This is a genomic window from Zhongshania sp., from assembly GCF_029212375.1.
Lineage (GTDB): Bacteria > Pseudomonadota > Gammaproteobacteria > Pseudomonadales > Spongiibacteraceae > Spongiibacter.
On record NZ_JARGNU010000019.1, the window covers coordinates 1 to 19,906 of the forward strand.

Genomic DNA, 19,906 nt, shown 5'->3' on the forward strand with positions numbered 1-19,906 from the left:
CAAAGACCGCGTTCATTGCCGCCGAGTCGCAAATATCGACGTGGGCAAAGGCATAGCGTTCGCCCTGAAGCTCCGCGGGAATGGATTCAAGATTGCCTGCGTAGGTAAGCACATCGACATTCACTACCGAGGCATCGGTGTCGGCCAATATATGCCGAACCACCGCGCTGCCAATAAAGCCGGCGCCGCCGGTGACTAAACATTTCATATTAGAAAACCCACGCGCTATCCGCGCCCAGAGAACAATTTAAACTAGCACGCCGCACAAACAGCAACATCAGCGCGCACGCTCAGTTCTACCTACCTTATGCTCTGGCATTGCCGACTGGCTAAAGTCGCGCCAATGACGAAAACGATAAAAGTGCCGACGCAAGCTAAACCACAGTTTTACTGGGTGAAACACCAACCGATGCCACAGCAAGGGCTTATCGACCACAGTCTTTGCCAACTTAACGACACTGGTTTCGTGAACCAATTCGTAGGCAACATGGGGCTCAACAGCAAATACATTTAAATCAAACAGGAAAAAGTGATCGAATACTTTGTCGACTGGCTCGTATATGTTTTGGGCATAATCGATAAATTTCTTCATGCCAACCCGGTTCAACACATAGGCTTGGGTTCCCAAGCCGCCACGCTCGGGGCGAACCAAATTATGCTCGCCAACGAGGGGTTCAATAATCGTTCTTTTGCGGATGCGCAGCGACATTAAGCGCACCATATCGAGGTCTTTATCGAGTACCGCGCGATACACATCGCCAAAGAGGTTTTCAATAACAACATCGTCTTCAATAACGCAGACATACTCGTGGCCATTGCGGTAGGCTGCTTTTACCGCCCGCAAATGCGACAGATAACAGCCCAACTCACTGGCAGTTAAATGTTTGCCGTGGCGCACCATGGCCAAATTGCCAAGTATTTGCTCGCCGCCCTCTAAGGCTGGCGTGCCGACCCTGCCGTCGATTGCGGGAAATATCTCAGCATCGATCCCCTGTCCATTCAGGTCAGCCATCAGCTTTTGAGCATTTTCCGACGCGGGATTAAGGCTAATCACCCAGCATATGCATTTTTTTGGCATGAAACCCTCAATATTCACCCGTCAAACATTCCAAGCCGAACACAATTCAATAACGCTGCGCCGACGATTGACTAATCCCGTCCTCAAGTAAAAACCGAAGGACGCCATACCTTGTATGATTTCAAGCTGCCGTTTATATTCACCCAGCGCTTAATTGGCCGCCATACCGGCCCCAATTCGGCGGCTATTGTAACATTTAAAATAGAATAGGACGCAGCAAGCCCACCAAACGACATGCACTGGCTTGACCGCATACACCAGCACCCCAACCGGATTACAGCGCGATGCCAGGTCACAACATTATTATTAGCACGCAAAACTACCCCCCCGCCGCTGGTGGCATTCAAAATTACATGCATGAGCTGGCGGTAGCGCTGCACTTGCTTGGCAATTCGGTGCAGGTTATCTGCGATGCGCCCACGGTAGACGGCCAAGACGCTTTCGACAATTCACTGCCGTTCCCCGTCGCGCGGCTAAGTGGCCCTAAGGTACTGCGCCGCTATCGCAAGGCCAACAAGGTTTTATCTCTGCTCAAAAAGGCCGACCATGCCATCTTGATTTGCGACAGCTGGAAAAGCCTAGAACTGCTGAAAACCGACAAAACAAACCTCGCTAGCTGTATATGTATTGCCCATGGCATGGAGTTTCCCGCCCAGCTCCAGGCAAAAAAGCACCAGCGCATTGCCAACACCTTATCCCGAGCCGATTTAATTCTGGCTAATTCCGAGTTTACCGCGCAGCGAGTAACGCCCTACGCGCCAGATATTTCGCGGCTGCGCATACTTCACCCTGGGGTAAACCCGCCGGCTCACGCTACCGAGGCCGAACAGGCAAAAGCCAACGCATGGCTTGGCGAGCACTCGCCGATTTTAATCACCGTGGGTCGGATGGAAGCCCGCAAAGGCCAAGACAAGATCATTGAGATCATGCCCAAGCTTGTCGCCGAGCACCCCAAGGCGCTGTATCTGATCGCAGGTAGCGGGCCATTGCAAGATAGTCTTGTCGCCCGCGTCAAAGAACTGGGCCTTAGCGCCAGCGTTAAATTCTGCGGCCGAGTGAGCGACGGCGAGCGCTCCGCGCTGCTACAAAAAGCCGATATTTTTGCCATGCCTTGCCGCGCCGTTGGCGATTCAGTTGAAGGCTTTGGGATTGTTTATATAGAAGCCGCCATGCTCGGCCTGCCTAGCCTTGCCGGACGCGCAGGCGGTGCAGGTGACGCCGTGATCGACGGCCATACCGGCTTACTGTGCGATGGCGACAGTGCGGATGACATCTACCTGAGCGTTCAAAAAATGCTTAGCCACAAGCAGGCCCTGAAAACGATCGGCCACAACGCCCAGCAGCGCGCGCAAACTGAATTGCAGTGGCCGCAAATAGCCCAAAAATTACTGGATTATGTTGCCGAGCAGCCCAAGGCTAACTGAGCCAGAGCCATTATTCTTGGCCACTGTGGAATAAGAAGCCGTGCATACCTGGGCCTTTGCCCTGGGCTTTATCATTCAGCAAGTCGTCTATGCGCTGATGAATATTGGCTACCTTACGCTGCGCCTTTTTCTGCTGCATAAATTTTGGCATTAAATGCCCTGGCACAACGCCGGCGCTGCCAACCCCGTCAATCACCACGAGGCGCTTTATCGTTAATGTGCCAGCATTGCTTAATTCACGCTGCACCACCACATTGTGCAAAATCAAATCCCGCGAGGGCACCCGATACTGAACCCAGTGCTCACACAGGGCATTCACCGCACGGCGGCAATCCGCGTCGTAGTCATTTTCCCAGAGATACTGTTTTAGCGACAGCGAGACGTCGCCGCCACTGTCACGAATCAGCTCAGAGCACAGCCCCGCGCCCATATCGGTGTCGACATAGCCATAGCAGCGGCTGATGTGGGCAAAGACATTATCGTCGTAGTGACGCTGCAGGCTCGCCATCACCTTGAATTCATCAAGGTTGTCATCGAAGCTCGACAAGGGTTTTAAATTCTTTGGAAAGCCCTTGCTGCGCCGCCGCTCCTCAATACTAAAGTCGGGACGCCGCACTTTAATACACCGCGCAGAATCAGCGGGGTCAACATAGCACCAGCGATTGCCGCCCGCCGCAAATGGCTTACGGTCCTTAAGTGCGATCATGCCTTATCACTGCCATCAGGATTAATATTACGCGCCCAAACATAGTCGTGACTAAAGGGCTGAACCATGGTCGCCTCAATAATGTAGCGCGAATATAAGCTTGAATTTAATTCTTCTTGAAAAAACGCCCGCGCCCGCGCCGCCCAGTCTTGGCGCTTGGCGTCGTCGTGATGAAACTCACGAATTTTGCGAATTAAATCTTCTTGGTCGTCGAAATACACCAAGGTTTCCGGTGGCACATAGTCGTCAAAACAACCGCTGCTGTGCGCAAACTGCAATACACCGTTACCGCCAAGCTGAGACATGCGGTCGGAGGTATACCAGTGATCGCCCTCCTGACGATTTAGATTGAGGGCCATTTTCGTTCTCGACAGGGCCACATCATAATCCCGCCCCCAGACCGGCGCCTCGCCAAAACTGCCGTAGGTTTTAAAATTCATTTCACCGTCAACAGCGTCTTTAATCGCTTTAACCATTTCTAAGCGCTTGGTGAATTTAGTGGCATTACTGCAAAACAACAGGTCGATGGGCAAGTCAGTTTTTAAAGAGTTATCCAAAACCTCTACGGTTGGCTCTACGGGGTTGGGAATATAATAGAGCCGCGCCCCCAAACCGGCGAAGCGTCGCAAATCCCGCAAGCCCGTGGTCACAAATACCGCATCAACCACCCCCGCGTATGCCGCGATTCGCTTGCTATTACTGGGCACAAACAAAGGGTCGCAGTTGCAGTGAATCAACACGCATTCGGGGCGACGCTGGCGAACCAATTTAAGGCTTTCTACGGTAATAATGTCGCTGTGGCCAATAATAATAAGGTCGGGGTCATTGTGCTCAACAACCTCAAGAAAACGCTTATTGGCGGCCTTTTTGCCCAACTCACGAATCCCAAACGGCGCCTCAAACGCCGCTACATCACGGTCGGAAAAACTGCGCACATAATGATTATTGCGGATTAAGCCGTATTTCATTTTCTCGGCCCAGCTAATACGATTGGCACCGTAACTGCGCAGGCGCTCGTAATCCACGTGAAGCACTTTCATTATTAAACCTCGCCTTTACGCTGCGCTATTAAGCGCCGATAAACACCAAGAGTACTGGCCAACTGGCTACTCAAATAATAATTTTCTGGGAGCTTAATCTCGGCATCCGCGTCTATCAAATCGTCGACCCGCACCGCAAATGCCACCACATCGTCGGCGGGCACCAGCCCCTGAGGAAAGCCGGCATTTAAGGATTCGCTGGCACCGCCGCGATCGTAGGCGACCACTGGCGTGCCAGTAGCCAAAGACTCCGGCACGGTGCGCCCAAAGGGCTCTTCTTTGTTGGACATGTGGCAGGTTACCGCCGCCAGCGCATAAAACGCGGCTATATCGCTGCGATGCCCTACAAAGGTCACTTTATCCGCCAAGCCTAACGCATCGCGCTGGGCAATGAGCTCCTCATAGTAATGCTGCTTACCTGGCTCGGCATCGCCCACCACCACACCGTGGCAATCTTGGCGCAAGCGTACTAATCGCGCCATCATATCCAAAAAGGCTTCTTGGCCCTTCCAGCGGGTTAAGCGGCCGGGCATTAAAATCAAATGTTTGCCCTTCAGCTCGGGATATTCCGCAAACAGCGCATCCCGCCATTGCGGTGTGCACGCCTCGCGATTAAACGCGGCGGGGTCGAGACCTCGCGGAATCAAGGTGATCTTTTGGTCCGCAACGCCGTAATTGCTCTGCATGTAGTTTTTAACGCAGTTAGAAATGGCAATCATATGCTCGGCGCGCGCCATTACCGCGCTGTAAAAATTAACTGAGTACATACCGTGAAAGGTGCTTACTAATTTGGGCCGAGTTGCTGGGTTCATACCCCGCCACGCCAGCCACACAATCCACGCCGGCGCCCGCGAGCGCACATGAACAATGTCGGCTTGCAGCTCAGTTAACAGACGGCGCATTGGCCGCACCTGCAATAACGACATGAGCGACTTGCGATGCACGGGCATCGCAATGTGCTCGCTACCCTCGGCAACCAGCCCTTCGACCATTCGCCCACCAGCGGATATCACCACCGACTTATGACCGCCGCGCACCAGCTCTCTGGCCAACTCCACGGTGCCGCGCTCTACGCCGCCGGAATTTAGCGCCGGCAAAACTTGCACAATTTTTAAGGGCAGACTTTTATCGGCCATGCGCTCAGACGCTCCCATTCAATTTCAATAACCAATCCGCAGCGCGATCTGCTTCCCACAAAGGGTAGGCCGCTTCGGGCAAAGGCTGACTTAAATTCGCCGCGGCAAAACCCGTTGCCAAACCTTCGGCAAGTACATTCGCCATGCTCTTGGTCACCCGCGATTCGCGCAACGGCGCCAGCGCCAACAAACCAGTGCGTGCGCCAGAACTAATGCTTTCATAAACCATCGACACGCTGTCGCAGCTCACCCACGCCTGCCCCACTGCCGCCAAATTGGCTTGCAACCAACCCGCTCCAGTTTGCTGGTAAGCAATGGTCTGCACATTAGGCAGGCCTAAAGCGGCAATACGGTTGAGCAAACTGGCGGGGGTTCGCGGTGAATCAGACACCAACCAAGCCACATCAACCGACGCCAGAGCAACAGTCTGCACTTGCCGCAATACCGCGTCGTCATCCCAATTAAAGTGTTTGTTTATTCCGCCCAGCAGAATCAAACCTCGGCCCGCATCGCGGCCAGCGCGCACCGGCACAATATGATTTATCACCCCTTGGGTGGCAAGTACATTGGGCCGAACTGGCGGCGAGTCGTGGTGAGGCATGCACACCGCATCAAACAAAAACAGTGGCAAGCTAGGTCGCATCAATACTAGCGCCCGTCCACCCGTGAGCCACTTAGCCCACAGTAGCGGCATATGGCTGCGGCTGCCTGCGCCAATAATCCAGTGAGGTAACTGCTCACAGGCAAATTGTGCTTTTAAACCATTGCGGCCGGTATAGGCAAAACTTTGCTCGGCAATATTGAGCCAAGCCACATTGCACTCGACCTTTGCTTGCAGGCGCGCCACCAAACCCTTGAGCTGATTGAGATGCCCAAGCCGACCGTCGGTAATAATCCACAGCTGCAAAGCCGCCATCAATACACCCTGGCCTCGCCCTCTGGGCGAGTTTTAAAGCGGCGATGCACCCACATATACTGATCTGGCACCATGCGAATATTATCTTCAAGTAGGGCATTGATCGCCCTAGCGTCAGCGGCGGGGTCACCGCTGGGAAAATTATCCATAGGAATTATTTCCACCCGATAGCCTTCGCCATGCGGCAAGCGCTGCTGCTGGGCAAACACTACCCGCGCGCGCCCGCCTTTTGCCAAGGTACTGGTGCCAATCGTCGTTGCGGCCAACACCCCAAAGAAAGGCACAAATTCCGCCGACTTGCGGCCATAATCTTGGTCGGGCAAATAATAGAGCCGTCGTCCCTCGCGCAAGCGACGCAGCGCACGCTTAATATCGCGGCGATGAATCGGTTCGCCGTAGCGCCCCCGCGAACGGCTAAGAATATATTCAAAAACCGGATTTTTGTGCTTGCGGTAAAACGAATCTGCCGGATAGCGAAAACCGATTAAGGTGCCGCACACATCCAGCGAAGTGAAGTGGGTACCCAGCACAATGATACCTTTACCATCGTCGCCGACCTCGAGATGCTCACTGCCGATCAGCTCAAAACCCACATCGAGTTTGTCTGGGGCCAAAAACCAAACGCGCAAGGTCTCCATTAGACCAACGCCCTGATTGCGCATGGTTTTGCGGGTTAAGGCGTCGCGCTCCGCGTCGTCTAGTTCGGGAAAACACAGCCGAAAGTTGGTTTCGCAGATATGGCGACGATCCTTGGCGAAGTGATAAAACACATTGCCAACCCCAGCGCCCAGCGCGTAGCTCAGCCGCCGCGGCAAGTGGGCCAGCAGCCACAGCAAGGCAATAGCCAACCACGCAGGCCAGTGCCGAGGGTAAATTAACTGTCTCTCAATTGTCATCGTCGGGCATTACACTATTATTACAATACGCGTTACTGCAAGGCGGCATGATCAAACAATCGCCTCGCAAAAAATTCAAGCTAATTCAAGCCAGATTCGAGTGCCGCATTGTACACTGATTAGCCGCGCTGATTGCCATTCAGCCCCGACAGAGATTCGCACACTACCATGATGAACAAACCCGGCCGCACCGGCCCCGCCCGCATACTCGACGCCTCCAAGTATTCCCTTAAAGGCCTGCGCGCCGCATGGCGCTACGAAGAAGCCTTTCGCCAAGAGAGCACCTTGGCGCTGTTTATGCTACCCGCCGCACTGTGGCTAGGCACCAACGCAGTAGAACGCTCGGTATTAATTGCCACGGTCGTCATTGTTATTATTGTGGAGCTAATCAACTCTGCCATCGAAGCGGTTGTCGACCGTATTAGCACCGACCACCACCCACTCTCTGGCCAAGCCAAAGACATTGGCTCTGCCGCCGTGATGCTGAGTTTGCTGCTGTGTATCAGCTGCTGGGGTATGATTGCCGCCCAGCGCTTCCTCTAATTGCTAGGCCAGCGTGAAATTTTCTGGTTTTAGCGCCACGCAGTGTTGACAACCGGGCCGCAAACAGGAATAATTCCCGGCCTAAATTTTCAGTACTAGGTTTCAAGGAGTTATAAGGGTGGCGAATTCTCCACAAGCTAAAAAACGCGCACGTCAGGCGGAAAAAAGTCGTACGCATAACGCCAGCCTGCGCTCAATGGTACGCACGTACTTGAAGAAAGTGTTGGCCGCAATCGCTTCTGGCGATCAAGATGCCGCCAAGACTGCTTACGTATCTGCAGTTTCTGTTATTGACCGCATGGCGGACAAAGGCATTCTGCACAAGAACAAAGCTGCTCGTCATAAGAGCCGCTTGAACAGCAAAATCAAAGCAATGAGCGCAGCCGCTTAATTCGCTTTTGGTTTTGCCAATAAAAAACCCGCCAAGCGCGGGTTTTTTATTGGCTGCGATTTAAGCCTCAACAGCCTAAGGCAAATTAGCGCTCTCTACGGCCCGCCACCCGCCCTTTTATTTTAGCGTCCACCGCCTCCCGCCAAGCATCTTGCGGCATTTTAACTAATCAACAAATTATCGCGATGTATCAATTCTGGCTCGGCAATATAACCCAGCGCCTCGGCAATCCGTGCACTGGACAAACCCAGCACCTTGCGCGCATCGTCGGCACTGTAGTTAACCAAGCCTCGTGCCACCTCACTACCATCGGCACCAACACACATAACAAGGTCGCCACGCGCAAACTGGCCACTTACCGCCACCACCCCCACGGGTAGCAAGCTGCGACCGTGCTGGCGCAACACACGCACTGCGCCATCGTCAAGCTGGAGCTTACCACGCAGCTGCAACTGCCCCGCCAACCACTTTTTGCGCGCCGCAATAGGCCGCTGCCCAGACAATAACAAGGTACCCAAATCTTCGCCGGCAAACACCCTATCCAGCACCTGCGATTCACGACCACCAACAATGACCGTATTCGCACCCGAGCGCGAGGCAAGGCGCGCCGCCCGCAACTTGGTTAACATACCGCCGCGCCCCAAGGCGCCAGCGCTACCGCCCACCATGACATCGAGATTGCCATCTGCCACGCTGGCCACGGAAATTAATTCAGCTGCGGGATTTTTGCGAGGATCTTCAGCAAACAAGCCGCGCTGATCGGTTAGGATCACCAAGGTGTCGGCATCAATTAAATTGGCCACTAGCGCAGCAAGGGTATCGTTATCGCCAAAGCGAATTTCGTCGGTAACCACGGTGTCGTTTTCATTAACAACCGGCACCACACCCAACTCAAGCAGGGTTAACAGTGTGCCACGGGCATTGAGATAGCGGTCGCGAGCGGAAATATCGTCGTGACCCAAGAGAATTTGTGCCGTTTGTAAATTATAAGTGCGAAAACGCTGCTCATAGGCTTGAATCAAACCCATTTGCCCCACCGCAGCCGCCGCCTGCAATTTATGAAGATCGTCAGGCCGCTCTTTCCAACCAAGGCGAGTCATACCCTCTGCCACCGCGCCAGAAGACACCAACACCACCTCTCGACCGTCAGCACGCAGGGCGGCGATCTGCGCCACCCACGCATCCAAGCCCTCTACACAGAGGCCGCGACCATCATTGGTGAGCAGGGCCGAGCCGATCTTAACCACGACGCGCTTACAAGCGCGTAAACTTTGCCGCTTATCAGACAAGCTTCTTCACCTCAGGGCCGGTAAACCACTTCAACATCGTGATCGTCATCTTCATCGTCGTCGTAATCATCGGTATCGCCAGCGGCGCGACGCTCAGAGCGGCGCTTATCAGCCAGCGCCTGAATGCGCTCCCGCGCCTCTGACTGCATAGCATCCTGAATATCGCGCTCGCGCTCAGCGGCTTCACTGTCGGTGGCCAGCAATTCGGCCTGAGCTTCCACAAACTGCAGAATATCCTGACACAGCGCCTTGGTATTGGTACCCGTTATTGCCGACACTTTGTACACCGGCCCCGTCCAGCCCAGCGCATCTACCACTTCCTGGCAGCGCGCCTCGCGCTCCTCTTCGGGTATCAAATCTAATTTATTCAGCACCAACCAACGCTCACGATTCGCCAAAGTTGGACTAAAGCGGCCCAACTCTTTGGCGATAATCGCCACCGCATCTTGCGGCAGGGTCTCGTCATAAGGCGCCATGTCCACAAGGTGCAGCAACAAGCGCGTGCGGGTTAAGTGCTTAAGAAAACGAATGCCCAAGCCAGCGCCCTCAGCGGCGCCCTCAACAAGCCCCGGAATATCGGCAATAACAAAACTCTGGTGTTGCTGCACCCGCACCACGCCCAAATTGGGCACCAAGGTGGTGAACGGATAATCGGCAACCTTAGGTTTAGCCGAAGACACTGCGCGAATAAACGTCGACTTACCGGCATTAGGCATACCCAGCAAACCAACATCGGCCAGCACTTTTAGCTCTAGGCGCAGGTTTCGAATCTCGCCATCACTACCCCGAGTAAACTGACGCGGGGCGCGGTTAGTGCTCGACTTAAAACGGGTGTTGCCCAGACCGTGGAAACCACCCTGCACGACTTTAATCTCATCGCCGGCAGCAACCAGATCGCCCAACACCTCCAGAGTATCCTCATCGACGATGGTAGTCCCCACCGGCACATCCAAGATCAAATCCTCAGCGCTGCGGCCACGACAGTTGGCACCACGACCACCCTCGCCAGGGCGGGCGGTATAGGATTTCACAAAACGGAAATCGACCAAGGTATTCATTGAAGGGTTGGCGCGCAGAATCACACTGCCGCCGTCACCGCCGTCGCCGCCGTCGGGGCCACCCCAAGGAATGAATTTCTCCCGCCGAAAACTGAGACAGCCGTTGCCACCGCGGCCTGCTTCAACTCGAATTACTGCCTCATCTACAAATTTCATTACCGCGCCAACCAAATAAAATGAATATACCGAAAAACCTGTCTACAGAAACAAAAAAGCCCCGTCAATAGACGAGGCCTTCTAGATCACCGAGCGACTTACGCTGCAACTATACTAATATACTTGCGGCTCTTGGGACCTTTAACCTCAAACTTCACTACACCGTCTGCCTTAGCAAACAGGGTGTGATCAGTGCCACAACCAACATTTTCACCAGCGTGGAAACGAGTTCCGCGCTGACGAATAATAATGCTACCTGCACTAACTACCTGACCACCAAAACGTTTAACGCCCAGACGCTTACTCTGCGAGTCGCGTCCGTTACGAGTACTACCACCAGCTTTCTTGTGAGCCATGAGTCTCTCCTAAATTCCTTAAGCACTGATACCAGTGATTTTCACTTCGGTGAACCACTGACGGTGACCAGCTTGCTTCATGCTGTGCTTCCGACGGCGAAACTTAACAATTTTCACCTTGGCGTGACGACCTTGCGCGATTACTTCCGCAGTCACTTTACCGCCCTCTACATAAGGCGCGCCAATTTTAAGATCGTCACCGGTCTTAACCATCAACACTTTGTCGAAGGTCAGGCTTTCACCAGTGGCAACTTCAATTTTTTCTAGCTTGAGGGTTTCGCCCTCGATAACACGGTGCTGCTTACCACCGCTTTCAATCACTGCGTACATGTTTATATCTCCAAGAGCCTGCTTGCAATAGTTTGTTTCGGCCGAGCGCTCATACCTTAAAACCGCAGATATAAAGCACCGGGACAAGTCCAGGCACCGTCACCACCACTTAACCATTAAGGGGCCGCACGGTTTTGCTTCAGGGGCGCGAATTGTACGCAGTTTTTAAATAATACACAATACCCGCATACACAAGTGACGCGTAGACCTTGACAGCTCGCGGCTGCACTCATACGATGCCAGCCGACTCCGCCAGACGACTCTTCGCTACCATGCAACAGATTAGACAGGTCGTGGACAGCGAATTCGCCGCCGTCAACGATTTCATCATCGAACAACTGCACTCCAATGTGCCTCTCGTGGAAAACATCGGCCACTATATCGTCGATGCTGGCGGCAAGCGCCTTCGGCCACTACTCAGCCTGTTATGTGCTGGCGCCATTGGCAAAATCGAAGAGAAACACCTGCAGCTGGCCGCGGTGATTGAATTCATCCATACCGCTACCCTGCTCCACGACGACGTTGTTGATATCTCCGCCCTGCGCCGCGGCCGCCCCACCGCCAACGCCAACTGGGGCAACGCCCCCAGCGTACTGGTCGGCGACTTTCTATATTCCCGCGCGTTCCAAATTTTAGTCAACATTGGCAACTTTCCGCTGATGGGCCTGCTTTCCGACACCACCAATACGGTCGCCGAAGGCGAAGTGCTCCAGCTGACCCGCGCCGGCAACCCCGACACCAGCGAAGCCACCTACTTTGAAGTTATTCGCAGTAAAACGGCGGTACTTTTTGGCGCAGCCTGCAGCGGCGCAGCCATTCTCAGCCGCAGCACCGAACACCAAAGCGCCCTACACCAGTACGGCATGAACCTAGGCATCGCTTTTCAGCTCATTGACGACATTCTCGACTACGAAGGCGACCCTGCCGAAACCGGCAAAAACGTCGGCGACGACCTCGCCGAGGGCAAGCCGACGCTGCCGTTGATTTATTTGCTCGAGAACGGCAGCGACGAACACAAAAAATTAGTCCACGACGCCATTAGCAATAAATCCGCAGAACAGCTCGACGCCATCGTTGACGCGGTTAAGCACTGCGGCGCACTAGACTATTGCCACGCCGCCGCCGAGCGCTACACCCACGCCGCGCTAACCGCATTAGAGAGCCTAGCGCCCAGCCCCTATCGCAGCGCGCTAGAAAAGCTGACCGAAATCGCACTTTCTCGCCGCAGCTAAATTTCTCGTCAAAACGACGTTCTCGCGGATTACAATCCCAGCGCCAAATCGTTACAATTTCTAGACTTATCGCTGGGATGGAAAGACTGGCGCCCACCGAAATGGATATTTAAGGAGTGGCCGTGAGCCCCACTGTAAACCAAGCACCAGCCCTATTAAGCGATCTTGATTTACAAACCACCTTGCGCGCACTCGCCAAGAAAGCCGCAAACACACCATTACAATCTCGCTTCAATCTCGACCCTAACCGCGCCGCCACGCTGAGCGGCGAACTCGGCCCACTTTTTGTCGACTACGCCAAGCACCACCTCGATACGGACATTATCACCAGCCTCTGCGAACTAGCGCGCCAGCGCGGCCTTGAGCAGCAATTCAACGCCCTGCGCGCCGGCGCCAAACTGAATAACACCGAAGACCGCAGCGCCAACTACCCAAGCCTGCGGCGCTGGGCCAGCGACGGCGCCAACCCAAGCCAACAAGATCCCGCCATTGCAGCGATGTACGAAGCAATGGAAAACTTGGTTACAGCAATTCACAGCGGCGCACACCGCAGCAGCACCGGCAAAGCTTTTACCGACGTGGTGAATATTGGCATTGGCGGCTCGGACTTTGGCCCACGACTTGTTTGCGACGCGCTAGCCAACCAAGGACTCGGCAGCTTGCGCCCCCATTTTGCCGCCAATATCGACCCCAGCGTAATGACCGAAATACTGGCGACCGTACCCGCCGAAACCACCTTATTTGTTGTTGCCTCCAAATCGTTTGGCACTCAAGAAACCCGCTGCAATGCTCAAGCTGCTCGCACATGGCTACAAGCCAGCCTAGGCCGCGAGGATGTTAGCGACCATTTTGTGGCGGTGAGCTCCAAGCCCGAAGCCGCCATGGCCTTTGGCATTCGCGAGCAATATATTTTGGCCGTACCCGAGTGGGTCGGTGGACGCTTTTCGGTGTGGTCGGGCTTTGGCTTGACGGTAGCGTTATGCGCCGGAATGAACAGTTTCTGCGCCCTACTCAAAGGCGGCTACGCGGTTGACCAGCATGTAGAACAGCAGCCGCTAGAAAAAAACATTCCCGTGATCCTAGGCATGCTCGACCTGTGGTATCGCAACGCCTGGGGCATGACCTCGCAAGCCGTACTGCCCTACGAGCATCACCTAAAATTGCTGCCTATTTACTTGCAGCAATTGTTTATGGAAAGCGCGGGAAAATCCGTTAAAGCGGATGGCAGCCCCCTCAACAACGCCACTGGCGGCGTTATTTGGGGTACCGAGGGCACGAATGGCCAGCACTCGTTTCATCAGTTACTTCACCAGGGCAGCGATGCCATTCCCTGCGACTTTATCGCCAGCCTCAGCTCTCACAACCCCATTGGTGAGCAGCACCAAGCCTTGCTTGCCAACTGTTTCGGCCAAAGTTTGACCTTAATGCAGGGCCAAACTGCGGCCGATATTGAGGGCAATTTAGTAGCCAGCGGCATGAAAGCTGACGCCGCTGCGCAACTTGCCCAACACAAAGCCATGCCCGGCAACCGGCCCAGCACCACTATTTTAATGAACAAACTCGACGCCGAAAGCTTGGGCGCGCTTATTGCGCTCTATGAATACCGCCTATTTGCCGCGAGTTTTGTATGGGGCATAAACCCCTTCGATCAATGGGGGGTCGAATTGGGTAAGCAGATTAGCCAAAGCTTAATGAGCACCCTAAGTGGCAACAGCGACGACAATAATCCTGCACTGGACTCATCGACTGCACAACTGATTGCCCGCTACCAGCAGGCCCAAAACAACTGATTAGTTAAGCCATACTCCATATACAATAAAGGCGCCTCACGGCGCCTTTATTGTACTGTTTGTTGGCAAAAGCCAATTACAGCATCGCTAACAACTCGGCGGTTTTTGCTTCCATCAAGGGTATATCACCATCGCTCTCAACATTAAGACGCACCACCGGCTCAGTGTTAGACATGCGCACATTAAAGCGCCAGCCGTCGAAGCTCATGCTTAAACCATCAGTAAAATCGACTGCCACCGCCAAAGGCGTGTAATGCGCTTGAATAGCCGCGATGACCGCTTTAGCATCGGCAACTTCGCGGTTTATTTCGCCACTACAAGGGAATAACGCGACTCGCTGCTCAACCAGCGACGACAGGCTCGCCGACTTCACCGACATTAACTGCGTCACCAACAACCAGGGAATCATACCGCTGTCACAGAAGGCAAAATCGCGGAAATAATGGTGGGCACTCATCTCGCCGCCATACACCGCGTTCTCTATCCGCATCCGCTCTTTAATAAAAGCATGACCGGTTTTGCACTGCACTGCCGTGCCGCCTGCCGCTTCAACAATAGCAATGGTATTCCACGTTAGACGCGGATCATGCACTATTTTTTCGCCGGGGTTTTTCAGCAAGAAGGCTTCGGCCAACAAACCGACAACGTAGTAACCTTCAATAAAATCACCGGTTTCGTCAAAGAAGAAACAACGGTCAAAATCGCCATCCCACGCCACGCCCAAATCGGCGCCATGCTCTTTAATCGCGTCGATACTGGGCTGGCGATTTTCAATCAGCAGGGGATTAGGCACACCATTAGGGAAATTGCCGTCTGCCTCGTGATGCACCCGAATAAATTCAAAGGGCAAATAAGGCTCGAGCAAGTCCACGACCCGACCCGCGCCGCCATTACCGGCATTAACCACAATTTTAAGGGGCTTTAAGGATTCTACATCGATATAGCTAAGTAAATGCTCAACATAGGCAACCGAGGTATCTAGGGCTTGCAAGCTGCCCCGTGTGGCGACTGGCGCAAATTCGTTTTTCTCGGCAAGGGCCTTAATATCGAACAAGCCGGTGTCGCCACTGATGGGCTTAGACCCCTCGCGCACAAACTTCATGCCGTTATAGTCTTTAGGGTTATGGCTGGCGGTAACCGCGATACCACCGTCCATACCAGCATGGGAGGTAGCGAAGTAAATTTCTTCAGTGCCACACAGACCAATATCGTAAACATCGACACCGGCATCACGCAGGCCGTCGCTTAAGGCGCCTTTAATAGACTCACTGCTCAAGCGAATATCGTGGCCAACAACCACTTTCTTAGGCTGAATCACTTCAGCGAAAGCACGGCCGATGCGGTAGGCAATGTCTTCGTTTAATTGATCGGGAATACGACCGCGAACGTCATAGGCTTTAAAACAGGTTATTTCACTGCTACTCACGATGAGCCCTCGCTATAAATATTTTCATAAACGTAGTTCGTCGCTTCTATAAAACCAGGCACGCTGCCGCAGTCAAAACGTTTGCCACGGAATTTATAGGCGAGCACACAGCCGTTCTGAGCTTGGGTCATCAGGGCATCAGTAAGCTGCACCTCACCATTTTTACCTGGCGGGGTGTCACGCAGAATATCAAAAATATCTGGGGTCAAAATATAACGACCAATAACAGCCATATTGGTTGGCGCATCTTCGGGCTTAGGTTTTTCAACCATGCTGCTGACCCGATACAAGCCGTCGCCCATTTCTTCACCGGCGATAACACCGTATTTCTCAATTTCATCCAAGGGCACTTCTTGAATTGCCACAATACTGCAGCGAAACTGCTTATACAGCTTAACCATTTGCGCCATAACGCCGTCGTCTTCTTGGTTCAGGCATAAATCGTCCGACAAAATAACGCCAAAGGCTTCATCGCCAATTAGGCATTCGCCGGTGAGAATGGCATGCCCCAAGCCCTTCATTTGCCGCTGACGCGTCATCATGAAGGTGCCTTCATTCAAAACATTGCGAATACAGTCGAGATAGCGCTCTTTGCTCGTGCCTGCAATTTGGTTTTCTAACTCATAGCTAATATCAAAATGGTCGGCAATAGCGCGCTTGCCGCGGCCCGTTACCAGCGCTATTTCCTTTAAACCCGCCTGAATAGCCTCTTCAACGCCGTACTGCACTAGCGGCTTATTAACAATTGGCAGCATCTCTTTGGGCATAGACTTAGTTGCTGGTAGAAAGCGGGTACCGTAGCCAGCTACGGGGAATAGACATTTTCTAATCATAGTAATTCCTGAGTTCCTGTCGGGATCATCCCGAATCCTTTTACATACGATAACGCTGCGAGCATTCTCCCAACAGCAGCAACACTTGGCAAGCACTGCTCTTTTACCGACGAGATATGACGAAGTAATGACAGCAAGCATCACGCCAATGTTGACATTTTAATGTGCCATCCAAAACCTTCGTGCTAAGATAAGCGCAACATTTTCAAACTGATAATATGGCCTCATGTCTTTAATTCATCAAAATAGCTTTAACAAACAAGAACTCATCGACTGCGGACACGGCAAACTATTTGGCCCCGGCAACCCGAAACTCCCTACCGACAATATGCTGATGGTAGATCGTATTACCCATATCAGCACCGAGGGCGGCAGCTTCGATAAAGGCATCTTAGTGGCCGAGCTGGATATTAATCCAGACCTTTGGTTCTTCGACTGCCACTTTAAAGGCGACCCCGTTATGCCGGGCTGCCTAGGCCTAGATGCTATGTGGCAACTGGTGGGCTTCTATCTTGGCTGGCGCGGCAATAGCGGCAAGGGCCGTGCACTAGGGTCTGGCGAGGTCAAATTTACCGGTCAAATCCTGCCCGACTCCAAGCTCGTTACCTACACACTGAATTACAAGCGCCTTATTGAACGCAAACTGATTCTGGGCATCGCCGATGGCGAAGTCGCGGTTGATGGCAAAGTCATCTATACCGCCAAAGATCTGCGTGTTGGTCTATTCAAAGACGACGCCAGCTTCTAGCGTCCACTACACACCCCTTAAATTAAAACCACAGCTTACAAACGAGGTATCCGATGAAACGTGTTGTCGTAACCGGTATGGGAATAGTTTCCAGCATCGGCAATGACTTGTCAGAAGTACTGACGTCACTGCAAGAAGGTAAGTCGGGAATCGCGTTCAACGAAAAATACAAGGAGATGGGTTTCCGCAGCCAGATTTCGGGCTCCATCAAAAACCTTGATATCAAAGAACGCATTGACCGCAAACAACTGCGCTTTATGGGCGATGCCGCGGCTTACGCCTATATTGCTATGCAAGAAGCCATTACCGACTCCGGCCTAGAAGAGCACCAGGTCAGCAATGAGCGCACTGGCATTATTGCCGGCTCTGGCGGCGCATCTTCGGCTAATTTGATTGAGTCTGCCGACACCCTCCGCGAGCGCGGCGTAAAACGCATTGGGCCCTATCGCGTTACCCAGACCATGGGCAGCACGGTTTCAGCCTGTTTGGCCACCCCCTTTAAAATCAAGGGCGTTAACTACTCCATCTCGTCTGCCTGCGCGACTAGCGCGCATTGCATTGGCAACGCCATGGAGCTAATCCAGCTTGGCAAGCAAGACGTGGTTTTTGCTGGCGGCGGCGAAGAAGAGCATTGGTCTTTGAGCTGCTTATTTGATGCCATGGGCGCCTTGTCGACCAAGTATAACGACACCCCCGAGCAGGCTTCTCGTCCCTACGACGCCAACCGCGACGGCTTTGTTATTGCCGGCGGCGCAGGCATGGTCGTGCTGGAAGAGCTAGAACACGCTAAAGCGCGCGGCGCCACTATTTATGGTGAGCTGGTGGGCTATGGCGCAACCTCTGACGGCTACGACATGGTTGCCCCAAGCGGCGAAGGCGCTGCGCGCTGCATGCGTCAAGCGCTGCAGACGGTTAATGCCGACGTGGATTACATCAACTCCCACGGCACCTCGACACCTGCAGGTGACATGCAAGAGCTAAAAGCCGTTAAGCAAGCTTATGAGGGCAAAACGATTCCCGCGATTGGCTCGACCAAATCACTGGCCGGTCACTCACTGGGCGCGACAGGCGTGCAGGAAGCGATATTCTCATTATTAATGATGAAGCATAATTTTATTGCGGCATCAGCCAATATTGAGACGTTAGACGACGAAGCAGCCGGCGTACCGATTGTGCTAAAACGCCAAGACAACGTTACGCTCAATACAGTAATGTCGAATAGCTTCGGCTTTGGCGGCACCAACGCCAGCTTGGTATTTCAGCGTTATCAGGCCTAACACCGCCTACAAACACTTGCAGCGCTCAGCGCTGCAAGTGTTTGCTTTGCCGCACACAACAAGTAAACCCCGTCTTTATTTCAATTCAAATCCCGCAAAAAAATCACATCAACGCGATCACCAGGCGCCACGGTTTTGCCAACCGGAATAATTGCTAAGGCATTACACCAAGACACCGAAGACAGCACCCCCGAGCTTTGCTGAGGGTGAATATCAACCGTCATCCCGTCCGTGCTAGGCACGACCCGCGCACGCAAATACTCCTGACGCGAACCCGCGCGCGGCCAGTCAAATAAAGCCTTGGCAGGCCACTGCGCTGGCAATACTTGCTCTGCTCCCAGCATTTTCAACAGGTATGGCCGCACTAAGATACAAAATGTGACGAAGCCCGATACCGGATTACCGGGCAAGCCGAAAAACGGCACTCCCGCGACACGGCCATAGGCCAACGGCTTACCCGGCTTGATAGCGAGCTTCCACAAATCTAGCGAGCCCATGGCCTCGACCTGAGCCTTGACGTGATCCTCTTCACCGACCGACACACCACCACTGGAAATCACCACATCGGCACTGGCGCTAGCCTGCTGCAAAGCAGCGCGAGTCGCTGCGGGCGTATCGACAACAATGCCAATATCGATTACCTCCACGCCCAGCTCGCTCAATAGTGCAGCCAGCATTGGTCGATTGGAATTATAAATTTGACCTGCAGCCAAGACCTCGCCTGGCTCGCGCAACTCATCACCGGTCGACATTACGGCAACTCGCAGCTGCCGCCCAACGTCGACAGCGGCAAACCCCAGCGAGGCCAACAGACCGAGATCCGCCGCCTGCAACCGATGGCCCTTGCCGAGAATTAGCTGGCCCTTGGCAATATCCTGCCCTTGAGGGCGAATATGCTGGCCAGTGCGCGGCACAATATTGACCTTTAGCTCGCCGCCAAGCAGCTCGCAGTCTTCTTGCGCCACCACTGCATCGGCGCCAGGTGGAACAAAAGCGCCGGTAAAAATACGCGCCGCGCTGCCCGCTTGCAGCGCACTGCCAAGTGCGCCAGCTGGAATACGCTGAGTAATAGGCAGCGTTTGCCCCTCATTAACATCCGCTGCGCGCAGTGCATAGCCGTCCATCGCACTGTTGGCGGCGGGTGGCACATCGATCTGAGCAAAGACATCGACCGCAAGGACCGCGCCCAAAGCCCGTGCCAAATCTCGCGACTCGGCGCCCCATATCGGCGCATCCGCCAATAATTGGTGCAAAACTTCATCTACAGAACGCAGAGCCATG

21 protein-coding genes are annotated in these 19,906 nt (G+C 53.7%); 7 read left to right on the forward strand and 14 right to left on the reverse strand.

What is annotated here, in order from left to right; genetic code table 11:
- Both P1U47_RS15585 and P1U47_RS15590 read right to left on the reverse strand, forming a co-directional pair.
- On the reverse strand, positions 1 to 208 hold a 208-nt coding region (locus P1U47_RS15585; RefSeq protein WP_301030135.1), incomplete at its 3' end, for an NAD-dependent epimerase/dehydratase family protein.
- 69 nt (positions 209 to 277) lie between these two features.
- Positions 278 to 1,078, reverse strand: coding sequence for a glycosyltransferase family 25 protein (locus tag P1U47_RS15590; protein ID WP_301030136.1), 801 nt, complete (start codon positions 1,076 to 1,078; stop codon positions 278 to 280).
- Positions 1,079 to 1,362: 284 nt separating this feature from the next.
- On the opposite strand from P1U47_RS15590, the gene P1U47_RS15595 reads away from it, so the two are divergent.
- Positions 1,363 to 2,502 carry a glycosyltransferase family 4 protein gene (locus P1U47_RS15595; RefSeq protein WP_301030137.1) on the forward strand — a complete coding sequence of 380 codons (1,140 nt, stop codon included), beginning with the start codon at positions 1,363 to 1,365 and terminating at the stop codon, positions 2,500 to 2,502.
- A gap of 10 nt (positions 2,503 to 2,512) precedes the next feature.
- On the opposite strand, the gene P1U47_RS15600 is transcribed toward P1U47_RS15595, so the two are convergent.
- From P1U47_RS15600 to lpxL, 5 genes are read right to left on the reverse strand one after another with little or no spacing between them, the layout of a single operon-like run.
- Positions 2,513 to 3,208: a YrbL family protein gene (locus tag P1U47_RS15600; RefSeq protein ID WP_301030138.1), complete on the reverse strand. Its 696-nt coding sequence runs from the start codon at positions 3,206 to 3,208 to the stop codon at positions 2,513 to 2,515.
- Positions 3,205 to 4,248 carry a glycosyltransferase gene (locus P1U47_RS15605; protein WP_301030139.1) on the reverse strand — a complete coding sequence of 348 codons (1,044 nt, stop codon included), beginning with the start codon at positions 4,246 to 4,248 and terminating at the stop codon, positions 3,205 to 3,207. The genes P1U47_RS15600 and P1U47_RS15605 overlap by 4 nt, the downstream gene beginning before the upstream one ends.
- A gap of 2 nt (positions 4,249 to 4,250) precedes the next feature.
- On the reverse strand, positions 4,251 to 5,384 hold the full coding sequence (locus P1U47_RS15610) for a glycosyltransferase family 4 protein (protein ID WP_301030140.1): 1,134 nt from the start codon (positions 5,382 to 5,384) through the stop codon (positions 4,251 to 4,253).
- 4 nt (positions 5,385 to 5,388) lie between these two features.
- Positions 5,389 to 6,300 (reverse strand): ELM1/GtrOC1 family putative glycosyltransferase, encoded by a 912-nt coding sequence (locus P1U47_RS15615; RefSeq protein ID WP_301030141.1) that lies wholly within the window; start codon positions 6,298 to 6,300, stop codon positions 5,389 to 5,391.
- Positions 6,300 to 7,196 (reverse strand): LpxL/LpxP family Kdo(2)-lipid IV(A) lauroyl/palmitoleoyl acyltransferase, encoded by an 897-nt coding sequence (lpxL, locus tag P1U47_RS15620; protein ID WP_301030142.1) that lies wholly within the window; start codon positions 7,194 to 7,196, stop codon positions 6,300 to 6,302. Before lpxL ends, P1U47_RS15615 begins: the two co-directional genes overlap by 1 nt.
- 171 nt (positions 7,197 to 7,367) lie before the next feature.
- Here lpxL and P1U47_RS15625 point away from each other — a divergent pair, with 171 nt between their 5' ends.
- On the forward strand, positions 7,368 to 7,739 hold the full coding sequence (locus tag P1U47_RS15625; RefSeq protein ID WP_301030186.1) for a diacylglycerol kinase: 372 nt from the start codon (positions 7,368 to 7,370) through the stop codon (positions 7,737 to 7,739).
- 118 nt (positions 7,740 to 7,857) lie between these two features.
- On the forward strand, positions 7,858 to 8,130 hold the full coding sequence (gene rpsT / locus P1U47_RS15630; protein ID WP_301030143.1) for a 30S ribosomal protein S20: 273 nt from the start codon (positions 7,858 to 7,860) through the stop codon (positions 8,128 to 8,130).
- Between the two features lie 161 nt (positions 8,131 to 8,291).
- Here rpsT and proB read toward each other — a convergent pair whose 3' ends face one another.
- From proB to rplU, 4 genes are all read right to left on the reverse strand, one after another.
- Entirely contained in the window at positions 8,292 to 9,419 is a 1,128-nt protein-coding gene (gene proB / locus P1U47_RS15635; RefSeq protein WP_301030144.1) for a glutamate 5-kinase, read from the reverse strand.
- Between the two features lie 11 nt (positions 9,420 to 9,430).
- Positions 9,431 to 10,633 (reverse strand): Obg family GTPase CgtA, encoded by a 1,203-nt coding sequence (gene cgtA, locus P1U47_RS15640; RefSeq protein ID WP_301030145.1) that lies wholly within the window; start codon positions 10,631 to 10,633, stop codon positions 9,431 to 9,433.
- Between the two features lie 98 nt (positions 10,634 to 10,731).
- Positions 10,732 to 10,989, reverse strand: a complete 258-nt coding sequence (gene rpmA, locus P1U47_RS15645; RefSeq protein WP_008248239.1) for a 50S ribosomal protein L27 — start codon at positions 10,987 to 10,989, stop codon at positions 10,732 to 10,734.
- Positions 10,990 to 11,007: 18 nt separating this feature from the next.
- Positions 11,008 to 11,319: a 50S ribosomal protein L21 gene (gene rplU / locus P1U47_RS15650; protein WP_008248242.1), complete on the reverse strand. Its 312-nt coding sequence runs from the start codon at positions 11,317 to 11,319 to the stop codon at positions 11,008 to 11,010.
- Positions 11,320 to 11,591: 272 nt separating this feature from the next.
- Here rplU and P1U47_RS15655 point away from each other — a divergent pair, with 272 nt between their 5' ends.
- Positions 11,592 to 12,551 (forward strand): polyprenyl synthetase family protein, encoded by a 960-nt coding sequence (locus P1U47_RS15655; RefSeq protein WP_301030146.1) that lies wholly within the window; start codon positions 11,592 to 11,594, stop codon positions 12,549 to 12,551.
- A 122-nt stretch (positions 12,552 to 12,673) separates the two neighbouring features.
- Positions 12,674 to 14,341, forward strand: a complete 1,668-nt coding sequence (gene pgi, locus P1U47_RS15660) for a glucose-6-phosphate isomerase (RefSeq protein WP_301030147.1) — start codon at positions 12,674 to 12,676, stop codon at positions 14,339 to 14,341.
- 76 nt (positions 14,342 to 14,417) lie between these two features.
- Here the strand turns inward: pgi and P1U47_RS15665 are convergent, their stop codons facing one another.
- Together P1U47_RS15665 and galU are read right to left on the reverse strand one after the other, a co-directional pair.
- The gene (locus tag P1U47_RS15665; protein ID WP_301030148.1) at positions 14,418 to 15,767 is read right to left on the reverse strand and encodes a phosphomannomutase; all 1,350 of its coding nucleotides are present in this window, start codon (positions 15,765 to 15,767) and stop codon (positions 14,418 to 14,420) included.
- A complete protein-coding gene (galU, locus tag P1U47_RS15670) occupies positions 15,764 to 16,600 on the reverse strand; it encodes a UTP--glucose-1-phosphate uridylyltransferase GalU (protein ID WP_301030149.1) in 837 nt (278 codons plus the stop codon). Before galU ends, P1U47_RS15665 begins: the two co-directional genes overlap by 4 nt.
- 226 nt (positions 16,601 to 16,826) lie before the next feature.
- Here galU and fabA point away from each other — a divergent pair, with 226 nt between their 5' ends.
- Positions 16,827 to 17,348 carry a bifunctional 3-hydroxydecanoyl-ACP dehydratase/trans-2-decenoyl-ACP isomerase gene (fabA, locus tag P1U47_RS15675; protein ID WP_301030150.1) on the forward strand — a complete coding sequence of 174 codons (522 nt, stop codon included), beginning with the start codon at positions 16,827 to 16,829 and terminating at the stop codon, positions 17,346 to 17,348.
- A 53-nt stretch (positions 17,349 to 17,401) separates the two neighbouring features.
- Positions 17,402 to 18,625 carry a beta-ketoacyl-ACP synthase I gene (gene fabB, locus P1U47_RS15680; protein ID WP_301030151.1) on the forward strand — a complete coding sequence of 408 codons (1,224 nt, stop codon included), beginning with the start codon at positions 17,402 to 17,404 and terminating at the stop codon, positions 18,623 to 18,625.
- Between the two features lie 80 nt (positions 18,626 to 18,705).
- Here fabB and glp read toward each other — a convergent pair whose 3' ends face one another.
- Complete coding sequence (gene glp, locus P1U47_RS15685) at positions 18,706 to 19,905, reverse strand: gephyrin-like molybdotransferase Glp (RefSeq protein WP_301030152.1); 1,200 nt, start codon at positions 19,903 to 19,905, stop codon at positions 18,706 to 18,708.
- Position 19,906: the final 1 nt, after the last annotated feature.